Origin of the sequence: Bradyrhizobium sp., assembly GCF_035570375.1 — a bacterium.
Lineage (GTDB): Bacteria > Pseudomonadota > Alphaproteobacteria > Rhizobiales > Xanthobacteraceae > Bradyrhizobium.
Genome location: NZ_DATMLW010000240.1, coordinates 32875 through 46768 on the forward strand (window position 1 = coordinate 32875; position 13894 = coordinate 46768).

Below are 13894 nucleotides of genomic sequence, written 5' to 3' on the forward strand. Positions count from 1 at the left end.
GAGTCGTCGCCCCTCCTCCCAGCCGAGACCTCATGACCTCCTTTACGCCGCACCAGGATTCCGCGCTCAATGCGGTGGCCGGCTGGCTCAAGCAAAAGCCGGGCAGGAACGGCACGCCTCAGGTGTTCCGCCTGTTCGGTTATGCCGGCACCGGAAAGACCACCCTTGCCCGCCACATCGCCGAGGGCGTCGATGGCGAAGTGAAATTCGCGGCCTTCACCGGCAAGGCGGCGCTGGTGATGCGCAACAAGGGTTGCGACAACGCTTCCACGATCCATTCTTTGATTTACCGCGCCCGTGAGAGCGGCGTCGAGCAGCCGAGCTTCGAACTGTGGGACGACGCGCCGGCCTCAAAGGCCAAGCTGATCGTGATCGACGAATGCTCGATGGTGGACGCCGAGCTCGGGCGCGACCTGATCTCGTTCGATTGCCCGGTCCTGGTGCTTGGCGATCCCGCGCAGCTGCCGCCGATCCAGGGCGGCGGTTTCTTCACCGATGGCGAGCCGGATGCGATGCTGACCGAAGTGCATCGCCAGGCGCAAAACGATCCGATCGTGCGGATGTCGATGGATATCCGCGAGGGCCGCGAGCTCGAGATCGGCCGTCATGGCGAGAGCGAAGTCGTGTCGCGTGCCGATCTCGATCCGGAGCGCGTGATGAGCGCCGACCAGGTGCTGGTCGGGCGCAACAACACCCGCCGCGCCTACAACATGCGGGTTCGGCAGAAGCAGGCAATCGAAGACCCGCTGCCGGTTGCCGGCGACAAGCTGGTCTGCCTGCGTAACAACCGCAAGAAGGGACTGTTCAACGGCGGCCTGTGGCGGGTGAAGTCGCGCGCACAATCGCGATCGAAATCGCGCATCATCACGATGCGGCTTTCGCCCGACGAAGAGTTCAGCCACAAGGTGACGAAAGTCTCCGCGCGCAGCGACTGTTTCGAGGGCGGCATCGAGGCGATCCCGTGGGAGCAGCGCAAGCCCTATGACGAGTTCGACTACGGCTATGTGCTCACCGTGCACAAGGCGCAGGGATCGCAATGGGACGACGTGGTGCTGTTCGATGAGAGCTTTGCGTTCACCGACAGCCGCGCCCGCTGGCTCTATACCGGCATCACCCGGGCGGCAAAACGGCTGAGCGTGGTGGTGTAGTCGTGAATATCTGCTAATCTATTGGATCTGCGGGCTTTTATTCACGAACTCGTGTGCATCGCGGGGTAACAAGACCGGTTTTGTTCCGTATCTCCGGGAGCAGGCGCGCTAGTGTGGCGGTTCGAGGTCCGCGGGCCGCCGCCGCCTGAACCAACGTTCCGAAAGCCGCCCATCCGCGCCATCCAAGAGGAAGCTTCCATGTCACGCAGCCCATTCAGCCGCATTTCGCTTTTCGCTGTCGCCGTCGGCGCATTGGCGGTTAGCGCCTTCACCATCACCCATTCGCGTGCTTCTGAGGAGGCAGTGATCATCCCCGCCCCCGCGATCGACGTTCAGGGAGCAAACGGCATCCAGACCGCGGTGCTCGCCGGCGGTTGCTTCTGGGGAGTGCAGGGTGTTTTCCAGCACACCGCAGGCGTCGTCAACGCCGTCTCCGGCTATGCCGGCGGCAACAGGTCGACCGCCGATTACAATATCGTCTCCACCGGAACCACCGGGCACGCAGAATCCGTCGAGATCAAATACGATCCGAAGAAGATCAGCTATGGCAGGATTTTGCAGATCTTTTTCTCGGTCGTGCACGACCCGACGCAATTGAATCGCCAGGGACCGGACAGCGGCACCCAATATCGCTCCGCCATCTTCACCACCAATGACGAGCAGAAGAACGTCGCCGACGCCTATATCGCGCAGCTCAACGGCGCGAAGGTCTACAGGAAGCCGATCGTGACCAAGGTGGGCCCATTGGAAGGCTTCTTTCCCGCCGAGGCCTATCATCAGGACTATCTCACGCTGCACCCGAACCAGCCCTATATCGTTTTCAACGACCTTCCGAAGGTCGAAAACCTGAAGAAGATCTTTGCCGAAAATTACATTGAGAAGCCGACTCTGGTGAGTGCGAGGGTCACCAACTAGTGGAAAGGAGTTTCCATGCCCGACGCCAAAACCAAGCCTAGAATCGAAAAGAGCGAGGCCGAGTGGCGTAAGGAACTGACGCCCATGCAATATGCCGTGCTGCGCGAGAAAGCGACCGAACGGCCGTTCTCGGGCGAATACGAGCATGAGCACCGGACAGGCACTTACGTCTGCGCCGGTTGCGGCCAAACGCTGTTCGAATCCGATGCCAAGTTCGATTCCGGCTGCGGCTGGCCAAGTTTCACCCAGCCCGCCGTGGACAGTCATGTCGATGAAGAACGCGATCTCAGCCACGGCATGATCCGCACCGAGGTGCTTTGCTCAAGCTGCAGCGGCCATCTCGGCCATGTGTTCGAGGACGGCCCCGGGCCAACCGGATTGCGCTATTGCATCAATTCGGCGGCGTTGAAGCTCAAGCCGAAATAGGAACCTCGTTCGTGGACGATGCCTCGCGGGCCCGCGCAAAGCCGCGGGCCCGCGAGCGCGCTGGCATCGCGCCCCAAATCCCTCGCATGGCCTGTCCCTTTGCAGGTTCCCTCGCTGGCAGCAACGTTGCGGATATGCTTTGTTTCGCCGGCGGGGCCGCGGGAATTTCGTCCGCAGGCCGCTTTCCCAGGGAGCATGCCATGTCTCTCGGAACGATCCTCATCATCCTTGTGCTCCTTTACCTGCTTGGCGGGTGGAGCGGCCGCTTTGGCGGCTATGGCTATGGCTTGGGCCATTCCGGCATGGGCCTTGGCACCGTGATTTTGATCATATTGCTCGTGCTGGTCTTGCTCGGCAAGCTCTAAGAGAATGTAAGTGATTGTAAGTAAATAATTTTATCTACAACCGGGCCCCGGAACTCCGGATTCATTATCTGGCCCGACGGGGTTAGCATTTCCCGCAAACGGGCCTATATTAATGTCTGTCCTGAAATGGCGTGTACCGGCGCAGCCCCGCGTGGATTTGTGCCGTCTGGCTTGTGCGCGATTTCAATCGCGTTCTCAAAGAAACTCGCGTCCCACGAAGATCAGAGGCCCCTGACCATGCGTTCCTTCAGCTTCAACACTGCTGCCGAATTGTTTCCTGCCGCGATCCGCAAGAAGAAGCGAGCGGGCTTCGCCTATCGGAGATTCGGCACTGCTGCCGAAGCAGTGCGCTTCGCCATCGAGGAATTGCCGGCGGATTCCCTGAATGGCGCCTATCTGCAGGTCGAGGAAGCTCGCTTTGACCAGAGCGGCATCCGCTCGCTCTATGAGAGCAAGGATTTTCCGTTGCCCCGCCGTCCCCGCGCACCCCAGCCGGCGCCCGCCGGCGACAAGGCGGACGACCAGGCCGCTTGAGTTCACTCACGTCGAACAACACATGTCCCCCGGATCGATCCGGGGGACAGCGATCCGCGCTTCCTCACAAAAGAACATTCGCCACCGGCGAGGGGTGAATCGAGTCTGCTGACAAAGCGATTCAAACAAAACTCATCCCGCTTTAGCGCGGCTGTTTATCGAGCCAGCGCCGCAACAATCGCACATTGCGCATGTTGGCGCGAAACAGGACGTCGAAAGCGTCGCCGGCCAGCGGCACCATTCCGACCACACCATCGACCGCGACATTGCCGAGCATCCGGGCCGTGATGTGCCAGGGCGCTCCAAGCGCACGCGCCTCGCGCACGAGCCACAGGGAGAAAGCGGTTGCGAAGAGATCACCGACCACCGGAACCAGGCGAATGATGCCGTCGATCCCGTAGCGGATCTTGGTGCCTGGCAGGATGAAGGCAATATCCAGCAATTTCGCCAGCGTCTCGAATCGCGCCAGCCGCTGCTCGCGACTGAGATCGCCGAAGGGGTTGACGTTGGAATGAGCAAAATCGAACCGGAAGCGCTGGAAGCCGTCGCGAAGCGATTCTTGCGGAATCTCGCGTCCATCCTGATCGATGATCCGAGCGCGCGCCCGCGCGGATCGAGACGGTCCGTCGGCGTTCCGCCGGAACCGCGTGTACTCGGGTGCAAGGATTTCTTCGTTCGACATCGCCATCAGATGGGTAACGTGGCAAGTCAGCGCAAGTTGCGTCATGCGGTCGCGCCGCATTTTCCTGTTGCCGGCAAGCAGCCGGCCAAAGGCTGCGCTTAGGCCACCGCCGGCTAGTGTAGTGGTTCAGAAGTTCTCTTCATTATCGCCGCGAGTCCTTCAAGAGAACTTCTGAACCGAAACCACACTGGAATTATAGGTTTCTAGTGTCCTTTCGAATCCGAAGTTCGCGAAAGAGGCCACCGCGAAATGTGGCGAACTTCGGATTCGGGACACTAGTCGATCATCTCATGCGCAAGCCACGAGGATGCCGTGCCGGGAATGAAGCCGACCAGGCCGTAAAGCCAGAACTGCAGCGCACCGCTGTCCGGCCCGCGCGAGCCATAAAGAAATTCTGCCGCAACGAAGCCGATCGCGCCGACGATCAACATGCGGATGACGGGGCCGATCCGTTTGACGTGGGACAGGATGTCATCGACCGCGCCGAGCATGAGCGCCGGCAGAATGCCGAACAGGTAGCTGTATTGCAGGGTCTTTACGAAAACGGCTAGCAGCTTTTCGGCTTCCGACAAGCTCGGCGGATGGCTCCAGTATCCGGACATCACGGTCGTCGTCAGCAGAAGCCAGAACCCGCCGAGCAGAGGTGCCACCGCCGCGAATATCGCGTAACGCTTCATTCCGAGAACCTCGATCCCAGACACGATTGGCGCGAGAGCGCAGGTTAAGCGCCGCCAAATTTTTTCCGCTCGGCAAAAAGCGGCCGATCTGGAAGCGTGGCTACTCGCCCCAGGCCGCGAAGGCGTCGTTGAAGGCGCGTTCGCCGGGGGCGCCCTTCTCGATCGCGATGATGGCGCGGCGCTGGTTCACATAGACCAGCGGCACGTCGAACCATGAGCGTTCCTTCAGGAGCTGCAGGTTGCGCACGCGATCGGCGTCGACATTCGACAGCCCAACCAGGAAGAAGCCGTCGGTGACCTTGACGGCGAGGCCCGCGAGCGGAGTTCCGCGCGCCTGCTCGTTGGACTTCATCAAAATGCCCGGCACGTTGCTGACGCCGCCTCCGGCAAAATCCGGCGGCAGGATGAAAGTCAATTCCGCGGTATGGCTCGCCGGCAGCGAGGTGTCGGTGTTGCGACGGAACGACATCGTCATCTTGAACTTGCGGTCGGGAATCTCGATGTCGGCGCGCACGGCGATATCCGCCTTCTGGTTGGCGGAGGCCTTGACCGGTTCGGTGCGCCAGATCACCGAGCCGACATATTGCTTGCCTTTGGGATCGCTCGGGTCCTCGTCGTACAGCACGACGCGCTGCGCCACCGGGGCGGCCTGGTCGCTCGACGACGGCTGGCCGACGCGGTCGGGAATCTTCGGCTTGGCTAGCGGCGCGCCGGCGTCCTTCGGCGCTTCGACCGAGGTCGGCGACGACTTGAACAGACCGCTCACGGTCGTGACCAGCGATTTGCCCCACAGGATCCCGGCGCCGACCAGGATCAGGACGATGCCGACCGCAATGGCGCTCTTGAACGGAAATACGGTGCCAGAGCGCGCCTGCTTCGGCTCGCGCTCCCCTGCCACACGCGGGCGCTGTGCCGAGGGCGCATAGCGTTCGGCTTCCTCGATGGATTCGTCATATGAATATGGCGCGTCAGGATCGCCGCCTCGCATCTCCATGCTCGGCTCGAGCCGGTCGAACTCCGGCGAAGGCGAGGGCACGTTGGCGTAGGTCTTTCGCGCGGCGCGGTTGGCCTGCGCCGCGGCGCGGCCGAGATCGTCGGCGTCGGCGGTGATGTCGCGGAAGCCGCGCACCCCCGGGGCCGGCGCATCGGGACCGCGGCGGGGTCCACGATTCGGTGGAAGCGACGGGTCCTGCATCGGAACCTGTGGCTGGCGCGCGCCCTCGGGTCGGCCGTTCCGCGGTCGCTGGTCCTGCAAATCCTCCTGGCCGAGCGGTGGCCGCTCATTGCGCGATTGCGGCGAGGATGGCGGCCGCGGACGCGGCGCCGTTCCGTCAGCCTGCCGGCCCGGAGGGCGGGAGTTGCCGCGGATCGCTTCGCCTGGCCGGGAACCGGCGCGCGAGCCCTCACCGGAGCGCGTAGCGTCGCGGGCGCGCTGGGCGGCTTCGGACTCCACCTTGCGAACGGCCTCTTCCAGCGACAGCCTCTCGCGGGTGATTTCGGATTCACTCAAGGGCGGATCGACGCTGCGCAGCTGCGCGATCAACGCCGCACGCGCCCGCTCATAAAGCGCACGGCGGCTTTCGCCGGGAGCACTGGGGTCCAGTCCGGCGATGGCGCGGGCAATCAGCGGGTAGTAATCAGCCATCTGTTTTCAGCAATGCAGGCGCCTCTCGTGGTCTGATTCTAGCATTCGCATACCGTTACAGCGAAATACCCTTGCGAATATGATACGAATGACAGAACCGGAACCGGGACACCAGAGCCCCGATTCGGAAGTTCGCAAGCTAATCGCGGCGACCCCTGATGCGTACTTCGGAATCAAAGGAGCTCCAGCAACTTGTTGATTCTAGTGCGGCTTTGAATTTGAAGTTCCTATCACGAACTTGTCGCGACACCGATAGTAACTTCGAATTAGCCGCACCAGTTACATCTGGTTAAGCCTCGAACGGATTCTGCACCAGGATAGTATCTTCGCGTTCGGGGCTCGTGGAAAGCAGGGCGATCGGACAACCCACCAGTTCTTCGACACGGCGCACATATTTGATGGCCTGCGCCGGCAAGTTCGCCCAGGAGCGCGCATGGGCGGTCGGCTCCTTCCAGCCCTCGATGGTCTCGTAGACCGGCACCACCCGGGCTTGGGCGCCCTCGCCCGCCGGCAGATGGTCGATTTCCTTACCGTCAAGCACGTAGCCGGTACAAACCTCGATCCTGTCGAAACCGTCGAGAATATCGAGCTTGGTCAGCGCCAGGCCATTGATGCCGCAGGTCCGCACGGTCTGGCGCACCAGCGCCGCATCGAACCAGCCGCAGCGCCGCTTGCGGCCGGTGTTGACACCGAATTCCTTGCCGCGCCGCCCGATCTCCTCGCCTATCTCGTCGTGCAGCTCGGTTGGAAACGGACCTTGACCTACCCGGGTCGTATAGGCCTTGCAGATCCCCAGCACATAACCGACCGCGCCCGGACCCAGCCCAGTGCCGGTGGCCGCCTGCGCCGCCACGGTGTTGGACGAGGTGACATAAGGATAGGTGCCGTGGTCGACGTCGAGCAGCGCGCCCTGCGCGCCCTCGAACAGGATTCGCTTGCCCTCGCGGCGCTTCAGATCGAGCAATCGCCACACCGTCTCCGCGTATGGCAGGAGCCTGGGCGCCATATCGGTGAGTTCCTTCAGGATGATGTCGCCGTCGATCTCGGCAAGGTCGAGACCCCGGCGCAGCGCATTGTGATGCGCCAGCAGCCGGTCGATCTTGTGCGGCAGCGTGTCGAGGTCGGCGAGGTCCATCAGACGAATGGCGCGGCGACCGACCTTGTCCTCATAGGCAGGTCCAATGCCGCGCCGTGTGGTGCCGATTGCCGCGTTGTTCGACGATTCGCGCAGCGCATCGAGATCGCGATGCAGCGGCAAGATTAGCGTGACATTCTCGGCGACGCGCAGATTGGCCGGGCTCACCGCGACACCTTGCGCCTTCAGCCTGGCCACCTCGTCGAGGAAGGCCTGGGGATCGAACACCACTCCATTTCCGATCACGGCAAGCTTGGAAGGCCGGAGCACGCCGGACGGCAGAAGCGCAAGCTTGTAGGTCTCGCCATTGATGACGAGTGTGTGGCCTGCGTTATGGCCGCCCTGGAATCGCACTACGATATCGGCCTGTTCCGACAACCAGTCGACGATCTTGCCCTTCCCCTCGTCTCCCCACTGGGCACCGACGACGACAACATTGGCCATTTCGCGAGTAGTCCCTCTGCAACTGTCTTTTTTTCGAGCATGATCTGCGAACAAACGCGTCATGCGTTTGCCGCGATCGAGTCGGGTCCCCACCCCAAGATTCAGGGGCATGCGTTTTTCGGATCGCACGCAGAGCCTAAGTCACCGGCCTGACCGGCTTTTTCGAAGTCCATGAGCCCGGTCGCATGCGAAGCAGACAATCGGATAAAGGATGCGGGCACCCGACGCAAGCAAGAAGGCGTCCAAAACCGGCTCCGGAGGCTGGTTCAACCCATTGATTTCCCCTTAAAATCCGTCCCGGGATGGCCATCCTTTGGGACAAAAATCAACCCCAGGCCATTTCTGAACCGGACCACGGAGCGCGCGCGGCCGGCTCGAACGCTTCGCGTTGCGTCAATCGTATCCGACGCAGGTCGCCACCTCCTGACCCGCGCCGGATCGCGCATGGTCGCGATGCATCCCGCGACGTTGATGAAAAGCGAAATTGAGTGTCTGTGAGGCAGCCGGGACATTGCCGGCCGGTGTCGCGCCGGCCGGTCCCGGCGCCATGAACCGCGCCGGGAATATTGGCCGCATGTCCGCTTCCGATCAGACCTCCGAGACCAACTCGCCGGGCCGCTGGCTCGCCAACCAGCCTTATCTGCTGCTGTCATGCACCGCGCTGTTCTGGGCGGGCAACGCCATCGTCGGGCGCCAAGCCGCCGGGCATATTCCACCCGTGACGTTGTCGTTCCTGCGCTGGGGACTGGCGTTCCTGATCATTCTTCCCATGGCCTGGAAGCACCTCAAGCGCGACTGGAACGCAATTCGCGCCAGGCTTGGCACGATGGTCTTTCTCTCGGTCACGGGGATTGCTGCCTTCAACACGATGCAGTACTGGGCGCTGGAGCATACCCAGGCGCTGAACACGCTGCTGTTGCAATCCGCCAGTCCGCTGTTTGTCGCGATCTGGTCGCTGATCCTGCTCGGCATCCGGCTGACGGCCGCGCAGGCGCTGGGAGTTGCGCTTTCGTTGACGGGCGTGCTCGTCATCCTGCTGCATGGCGACCTCACGGCGCTCGCTGCAATCGAGTTCAACGAGGGCGACATCATCTTCACGGTGGCGTTGGCGATCTTCGGAATTTACTCGGTGATGTCGCTCAAGCGCCCGAACATTCAAGGCCTGTCATTTGGCGCCTTCACCTTCGGCTGCGGCGCAGCCTGCCTCATTCCACTCTGGATATTCGAATTGCTGTCGCGTCCCGTTATGGAGTTCGATACAGCCAATCTGCTGTCGCTGTTCTACGTCGCGGTATTCCCCTCGACGCTGGCCTATCTGTGTTTCAATCGCGGCGTGCAGCTGATCGGCGCCAACCGCGCCGCCCCGTTCTTTCATCTCGTTCCGGCATTCGGAGCGGTGATGGCGATCGTCTTTCTCGGCGAACAGCCGCAGTTGTTCCATGTCATCGGATTCGCGCTGGTGCTTACCGGTGTTTTCGTGGCCTCACGGTCTCAGTCCGCCGGGTCCGGCTGAATGCCGGCTCAACAATAGTCAGCACATTGTAGCCTTGCAGGCGCGACACTTGTCGCATGGCTGATTTCCGGCACAAGCTTTCTACGCAAAACGATGACCAAGCCTGCGTCACCGCTGTCCGTCCGATGGCTCAACAACCGGCCCTATCTGCTGCTCAGCCTGACTTCGCTGTTCTGGGCCGGCAATATCGTGCTCGCGCGATATGTCGCCGGCCATGTGCCGCCGCTGACGCTCTCCTGCGTCAGGTGGATCGGCGCGTTTCTCATGCTGCTGCCGTTTGCGCGGCCGCATCTTGCAAAGGACTGGCCGGTGCTGCGTGCGCACTTGCCGCTGACGATCGCGCTCTCGGCGACCGGTTTTGCGGTCAACAACGCGCTTTCCTACTGGGCGCTGCAATATACCGAGGCGCTCAATGCCCTGCTGATCCAGTCCTCCGGTCCGCTGTTCGTGGCGCTGTGGGCTCTGATCCTGTTCGGGGTGCGGCTGACCTGGGCTCAGCTTGCCGGCATTACCCTTTCGCTTCTCGGCGTCCTCACCATCATCCTGCGCGGCGATTTCTCGGCACTTGCCCGCATTCATTTCAATCTCGGCGACATCATGTTCGTCGGCGCGTTGGTGTCGTTCGGACTCTATTCCGCCATGATGACGCGCCGGCCAGTGATGCATCAGCTGTCGCTGATCTCCTTTACGATGGCGATTGGCGCGATTCTGCTGCTGCCGCTTGCGGTGTGGGAATATTCGAGGGGCATCACGCTCAAGTTAGATCTGATGACGATGACGACTCTCATCTATGTCGTGGTCTTCGCATCGACGCTGGCCTATCTGTTCTTCAATCGCGGCATCGTCCTGATCGGGCCGAACCGGGTCGCGCCGTTCCTGCATCTGGTTCCTGTGTTCGGCTCGATCATGGCGATCCTGCTGCTCGGCGAAGAGCCGCGGCTGTTTCATCTCGTCGGATATGCCCTGGTACTCGCGGGCGTCGTGATTGCTTCACGAAGGGTATCGGCGGCCAAATGAAACCGTGGAGGCGGACGGCGGACCAGCACTGAGCCGCCGCCGCCCGCTCTGTCGCCCTATCCGGACGGCACCAGGACGACGCCCCTGTCCTTGGGCCAGCGTATGCGCCACGCGAAGGCGATGTCCCTGACCTCGCCGGGTCTCGCCTCGAAGGCCCATTCCAGGACGCCCCGCCTGTCGCGCAGGTTGGTCGCGCTCGGCGGCGTCGTCGAAGGCAGCATTTCGACCTGAATGTCTTCGTTCTCGCTGGTCGGCAATTGATCCTCGATGGCAACCCTGATCGGGAAATCATGGCCGTTGCGAATAACCGTCTTGAACGAACGCTCGTCGGTCTTCGACGTCGTCAGGATAAGTCCGGCCGAGCCTTCATTGCGCTTGACGATGGAACGGGTGACCTTGACCTTGTCGTCGGCACCGAAACCGAGCCGCACCTTCTCATCCTTGCTGGCGGCAGCCATGTGGCTGCGGCCGACGAACACGCCGTCGCGATAGATCGAGACGCGGCCCGGCAACAACAGCGCATCCTCGCTTTGCGTAAAACTCGCTTCGAGAAACGCGGTCGGATCAATCACCGGAGCCGAACGCACGGCTAGATCGGGCACGATGGTCGCGCTCGAGATAAGCAGGCTCCTGGCGCCTTCGCTCGCGCCGACACTGACACGGCCCGGAATCCTGAACAGGACCTGAAATCCGCTGATTTCGGCCTCGGCCTTTAGCTCATCGGCTTGTTTGGCATCTTGCTTGGCAACTAGATCGATCTCGTCTTTACGCCGCGATAACTCCCTTCTGTCCTGTAAGATTCCGCTCACGGGGGCCGCCGGTGGTGCCGGTTGCGGATACTGCACGACGAGCGGGTTTAGCTCCGGCGCCCTTCCGCCGAGCGCGCTGCGCACGGTTGAAACGCTGAGCGCGACATTCGGCCAGTCCTCGCCGGTGGCCTGGGTGATTTCGGCGCGGCGCACCAGTTCGAGCGCGGGCTTGCGATCCTTCGCGCCGCTATCGAGGCGGGCGTCATAGAGCGGCGTCCATCGCGCGCCCCGAACGGCATAGGTCAGGCGCAAGGTTGCCTTGGCCGCGGCAGCGGAGGCGAGATCGATCCTCACTTCGAGCTTGCTCGGCGGCTTGCTGGCGCGCTCCGATTCCAGTCGGGCGACCTCGCGATCGATGTCCCGCTGTTTGCGCTCGGCATCGCGGATCGCGGCGTCTGCCGTCGCAACTTCCTCCGCAACCGCGGCAAAGGCCGCGCGCCAATCGGCAATCGGACGCGCCTCGCCCTTTTCGCCAATCCCCGCAGGCGAGGCTTCGGCAAAGCGCTCGGCGAATTTGCGGCGCGCGGTGGCCGCCGCGATCGCGCCTTGCAGGTTGGCGCGATCATCCTTCAGCGCCTCGATGCGCTTGTCGAGTTCGGGCAGGTTGACCGGCGGTGCCGCACGCGGCGGCCTTGTGTCGATGGCGCCGATGGTAAGCCTGCTGTCCGCCTCGCCCTCCACACGCAGCGAGGATGGATCGAGCGTCAGCGGGAAATCCTTCAACACCACCGTATTGTCGCCACCGGGCAATTCGACTGCGACGGCGCGCGTGACGCTGGCGCCATCCGGATAAACAGTGACAGCTTCGACAACCGATGTCGCTTCGAGATTGGCTGCCTTCGCCGGCATCGCGGCAATCAAAGCAAGAACGACCAGGCCCGTCGTCAGCAGCAAGTTCGTATCAATGCGCATTTTTTCCTCCGGCAGGTCTGCGCCGTTGTCGGCGAGATCGGGGCTGGTTTGGACAAGGCGCATTAAAAACGTAGTGCCCCAGTGAGATACGTGATGTGAAAGAGACGGTTTCGATTGAGGTTACCGTGAGGCACAACTGAGGCGGGAGCGCGGCGAGCGGGCGCCGACAATAGAAAAGCGCCGGAAGACGCTCGCTTCCGGGCGGTCAATGCGCCCTCACCCGGATCGCGTTTAATGACGCGATCCGACCTCTCCCCGGCGGGGAGAGGTGAACGTCTGCTGACAAATCGGTCCGGCCAAAAATCGTCCTGCGTCAGAACGCCAGCGCCTTGGCCTGCTTCACCTGGGGCAGCGCCTGCACCTTGGCGAGCACCTCCGGCGGCACCGTGCCGTCGACCTCGACCAGCGCGATCGCGTCCCCACCCTGCCGGTTGCGGCCGAGATGGAAGGTGGCGATGTTGATTTTGGCATCGCCAAGCAGGCTCGCAAAATGGCCGATGAAACCAGGCTTGTCCTCGTTGGTGACGTAGATCATCGACTTGCCGAATTCGGCATCGACCCGGATACCCTTGATGTCGACAAGCCGCGGCTTGCCGTCGGCATAGACCGTACCCGACACCGAACGTTCCTGTCGCTCGGTGGTGACGGCGACGGTGATGAGACTTTCATAATCGTGCTGCGCGGCGCGCACGACCTCATCGACCACCATGCCCCGTTCCTTGGCAACGACTGGCGCCGAGACGACGTTGACGGCGCCGAGCATCGGACGCAACAGCCCGGAGAGCACCGCGGAGGTGAGCGCCTTGATTTTCATTTCGGCGACATGCCCCTCATAGGTGATCTGCACCTTGATGATGCCGGTCTCGGTGAGCTGGCCCGCAAACGAACCGAGCTTTTCCGCAAGTTCGACGAAGGGCCTCAGCTTCGGCGCCTCTTCGGCCGTGATCGAGGGGAAATTGACCGCGTTCGAGATCGCACCGGTCAACAGATAGTCCGACATCTGCTCGGCGACCTGGAGCGCGACGTTCTCCTGCGCCTCGGTGGTGGCTGCGCCAAGGTGCGGCGTGCAAATGACGTTGGGATGGCCGAACAGGACGTTGGACGTGGCCGGTTCCTCCACGAACACGTCGAAGGCCGCGCCCGCGACGTGTCCGGAATTCAGGGCTTCGACCAGCGCCTGCTCGTCGACCAGCCCGCCGCGCGCGCAGTTGATGAGGCGTACGCCCTTCTTCATCCTCGCAAGCGCGGCCGCGTCGATGATGTTCCTGGTCTTGTCCGTCAGCGGCGTATGCAGGGTGATGAAATCGGCGCGCCTGAACAGTTCCTCCAGTTCGACCTTGTCGACGCCGATGTCCTTGGCGCGTTCCGGCGACAGGAAGGGATCATACGCGATCACTTTCATGCGCAGCCCGAGTGCACGATCGGCGACGATCGATCCGATATTGCCGCATCCGATCACGCCCAGCGTCTTGCCGGTGATCTCGACCCCCATGAAGCGGTTCTTCTCCCACCTGCCGGCCTGCGTCGAGGCATCGGCTTGCGGAATTTCGCGCGCCAGCGCCAGCATCAGCGTGATCGCATGTTCCGCCGTCGTGATCGAGTTGCCGAACGGCGTATTCATCACGATGATGCCCTTGGCCGTGGCGGCAGGAATCTCGACATTGTCGACGCC

Annotated in this window: 14 protein-coding genes; 7 read left to right on the plus strand and 7 right to left on the minus strand. The window is 62.4% G+C overall.

The window, feature by feature from the left end; genetic code table 11:
• Positions 1-32: 32 nt before the first annotated feature.
• The 5 genes from VNX23_RS26385 (at position 33) to VNX23_RS26405 (ending at position 3388) form a co-directional block, all read left to right on the plus strand.
• Positions 33-1148 (plus strand): ATP-dependent RecD-like DNA helicase, encoded by a 1116-nt coding sequence (locus VNX23_RS26385; protein WP_325634504.1) that lies wholly within the window; start codon positions 33-35, stop codon positions 1146-1148.
• Positions 1149-1346: 198 nt separating this feature from the next.
• Positions 1347-2063, plus strand: coding sequence for a peptide-methionine (S)-S-oxide reductase MsrA (msrA, locus tag VNX23_RS26390; protein ID WP_325634505.1), 717 nt, complete (start codon positions 1347-1349; stop codon positions 2061-2063).
• A gap of 15 nt (positions 2064-2078) precedes the next feature.
• A complete protein-coding gene (gene msrB, locus VNX23_RS26395) occupies positions 2079-2489 on the plus strand; it encodes a peptide-methionine (R)-S-oxide reductase MsrB (protein WP_325634506.1) in 411 nt (136 codons plus the stop codon).
• 200 nt (positions 2490-2689) lie between these two features.
• Complete coding sequence (locus VNX23_RS26400) at positions 2690-2854, plus strand: DUF3309 family protein (protein ID WP_325634507.1); 165 nt, start codon at positions 2690-2692, stop codon at positions 2852-2854.
• A 237-nt stretch (positions 2855-3091) separates the two neighbouring features.
• A complete protein-coding gene (locus VNX23_RS26405; protein ID WP_325634508.1) occupies positions 3092-3388 on the plus strand; it encodes a hypothetical protein in 297 nt (98 codons plus the stop codon).
• Between the two features lie 142 nt (positions 3389-3530).
• Here the strand turns inward: VNX23_RS26405 and VNX23_RS26410 are convergent, their stop codons facing one another.
• The 5 genes from VNX23_RS26410 to VNX23_RS26430 all read right to left on the minus strand — a co-directional run bounded on the left by VNX23_RS26410 (position 3531) and on the right by VNX23_RS26430 (position 8547).
• Positions 3531-4076 carry a DUF4112 domain-containing protein gene (locus tag VNX23_RS26410; protein WP_325634518.1) on the minus strand — a complete coding sequence of 182 codons (546 nt, stop codon included), beginning with the start codon at positions 4074-4076 and terminating at the stop codon, positions 3531-3533.
• 269 nt (positions 4077-4345) lie between these two features.
• Positions 4346-4747 carry a DUF5413 family protein gene (locus VNX23_RS26415; protein ID WP_325634509.1) on the minus strand — a complete coding sequence of 134 codons (402 nt, stop codon included), beginning with the start codon at positions 4745-4747 and terminating at the stop codon, positions 4346-4348.
• Positions 4748-4847: 100 nt separating this feature from the next.
• Positions 4848-6392 carry a hypothetical protein gene (locus VNX23_RS26420; RefSeq protein ID WP_325634510.1) on the minus strand — a complete coding sequence of 515 codons (1545 nt, stop codon included), beginning with the start codon at positions 6390-6392 and terminating at the stop codon, positions 4848-4850.
• Between the two features lie 289 nt (positions 6393-6681).
• Positions 6682-7971 (minus strand): adenylosuccinate synthase, encoded by a 1290-nt coding sequence (locus VNX23_RS26425; protein WP_325634511.1) that lies wholly within the window; start codon positions 7969-7971, stop codon positions 6682-6684.
• Between the two features lie 393 nt (positions 7972-8364).
• Complete coding sequence (locus VNX23_RS26430) at positions 8365-8547, minus strand: hypothetical protein (RefSeq protein ID WP_325634512.1); 183 nt, start codon at positions 8545-8547, stop codon at positions 8365-8367.
• Between VNX23_RS26430 and VNX23_RS26435 the strand changes: the two genes are divergently transcribed.
• Positions 8546-9484, plus strand: coding sequence for a DMT family transporter (locus VNX23_RS26435; protein WP_325634513.1), 939 nt, complete (start codon positions 8546-8548; stop codon positions 9482-9484). The two genes, VNX23_RS26430 and VNX23_RS26435, sit on opposite strands and share 2 nt — an antisense overlap.
• Before the next feature lie 93 nt (positions 9485-9577).
• Positions 9578-10501 (plus strand): DMT family transporter, encoded by a 924-nt coding sequence (locus VNX23_RS26440; protein ID WP_325634514.1) that lies wholly within the window; start codon positions 9578-9580, stop codon positions 10499-10501.
• Positions 10502-10557: 56 nt separating this feature from the next.
• On the opposite strand, the gene VNX23_RS26445 is transcribed toward VNX23_RS26440, so the two are convergent.
• Entirely contained in the window at positions 10558-12222 is a 1665-nt protein-coding gene (locus VNX23_RS26445; protein ID WP_325634515.1) for a mucoidy inhibitor MuiA family protein, read from the minus strand.
• Positions 12223-12535: 313 nt separating this feature from the next.
• The coding region (gene serA / locus VNX23_RS26450) for a phosphoglycerate dehydrogenase (protein WP_325634516.1) at positions 12536-13894 on the minus strand (1359 nt) is incomplete at its 5' end.

Excerpts from the sequence above, each read along its gene's own strand:
- VNX23_RS26440 (WP_325634514.1), top strand. The coding sequence starts at position 9,578 with ATGACCAAGCCTGCGTCACCGCTGTCCGTCCGATGGCTCAACAACCGG.
- VNX23_RS26385 (WP_325634504.1), top strand. The coding sequence starts at position 33 with ATGACCTCCTTTACGCCGCACCAGGATTCCGCGCTCAATGCGGTGGCC.
- VNX23_RS26410 (WP_325634518.1), bottom strand. The coding sequence starts at position 4,076 with ATGGCGATGTCGAACGAAGAAATCCTTGCACCCGAGTACACGCGGTTC.
- msrB (WP_325634506.1), top strand. The coding sequence starts at position 2,079 with ATGCCCGACGCCAAAACCAAGCCTAGAATCGAAAAGAGCGAGGCCGAG.
- VNX23_RS26430 (WP_325634512.1), bottom strand. The coding sequence starts at position 8,547 with ATGCGGCCAATATTCCCGGCGCGGTTCATGGCGCCGGGACCGGCCGGC.
- VNX23_RS26405 (WP_325634508.1), top strand. The coding sequence starts at position 3,092 with ATGCGTTCCTTCAGCTTCAACACTGCTGCCGAATTGTTTCCTGCCGCG.
- VNX23_RS26435 (WP_325634513.1), top strand. The coding sequence starts at position 8,546 with ATGTCCGCTTCCGATCAGACCTCCGAGACCAACTCGCCGGGCCGCTGG.
- VNX23_RS26400 (WP_325634507.1), top strand. The coding sequence starts at position 2,690 with ATGTCTCTCGGAACGATCCTCATCATCCTTGTGCTCCTTTACCTGCTT.
- VNX23_RS26445 (WP_325634515.1), bottom strand. The coding sequence starts at position 12,222 with ATGCGCATTGATACGAACTTGCTGCTGACGACGGGCCTGGTCGTTCTT.
- VNX23_RS26420 (WP_325634510.1), bottom strand. The coding sequence starts at position 6,392 with ATGGCTGATTACTACCCGCTGATTGCCCGCGCCATCGCCGGACTGGAC.
- VNX23_RS26415 (WP_325634509.1), bottom strand. The coding sequence starts at position 4,747 with ATGAAGCGTTACGCGATATTCGCGGCGGTGGCACCTCTGCTCGGCGGG.
- msrA (WP_325634505.1), top strand. The coding sequence starts at position 1,347 with ATGTCACGCAGCCCATTCAGCCGCATTTCGCTTTTCGCTGTCGCCGTC.
- VNX23_RS26425 (WP_325634511.1), bottom strand. The coding sequence starts at position 7,971 with ATGGCCAATGTTGTCGTCGTCGGTGCCCAGTGGGGAGACGAGGGGAAG.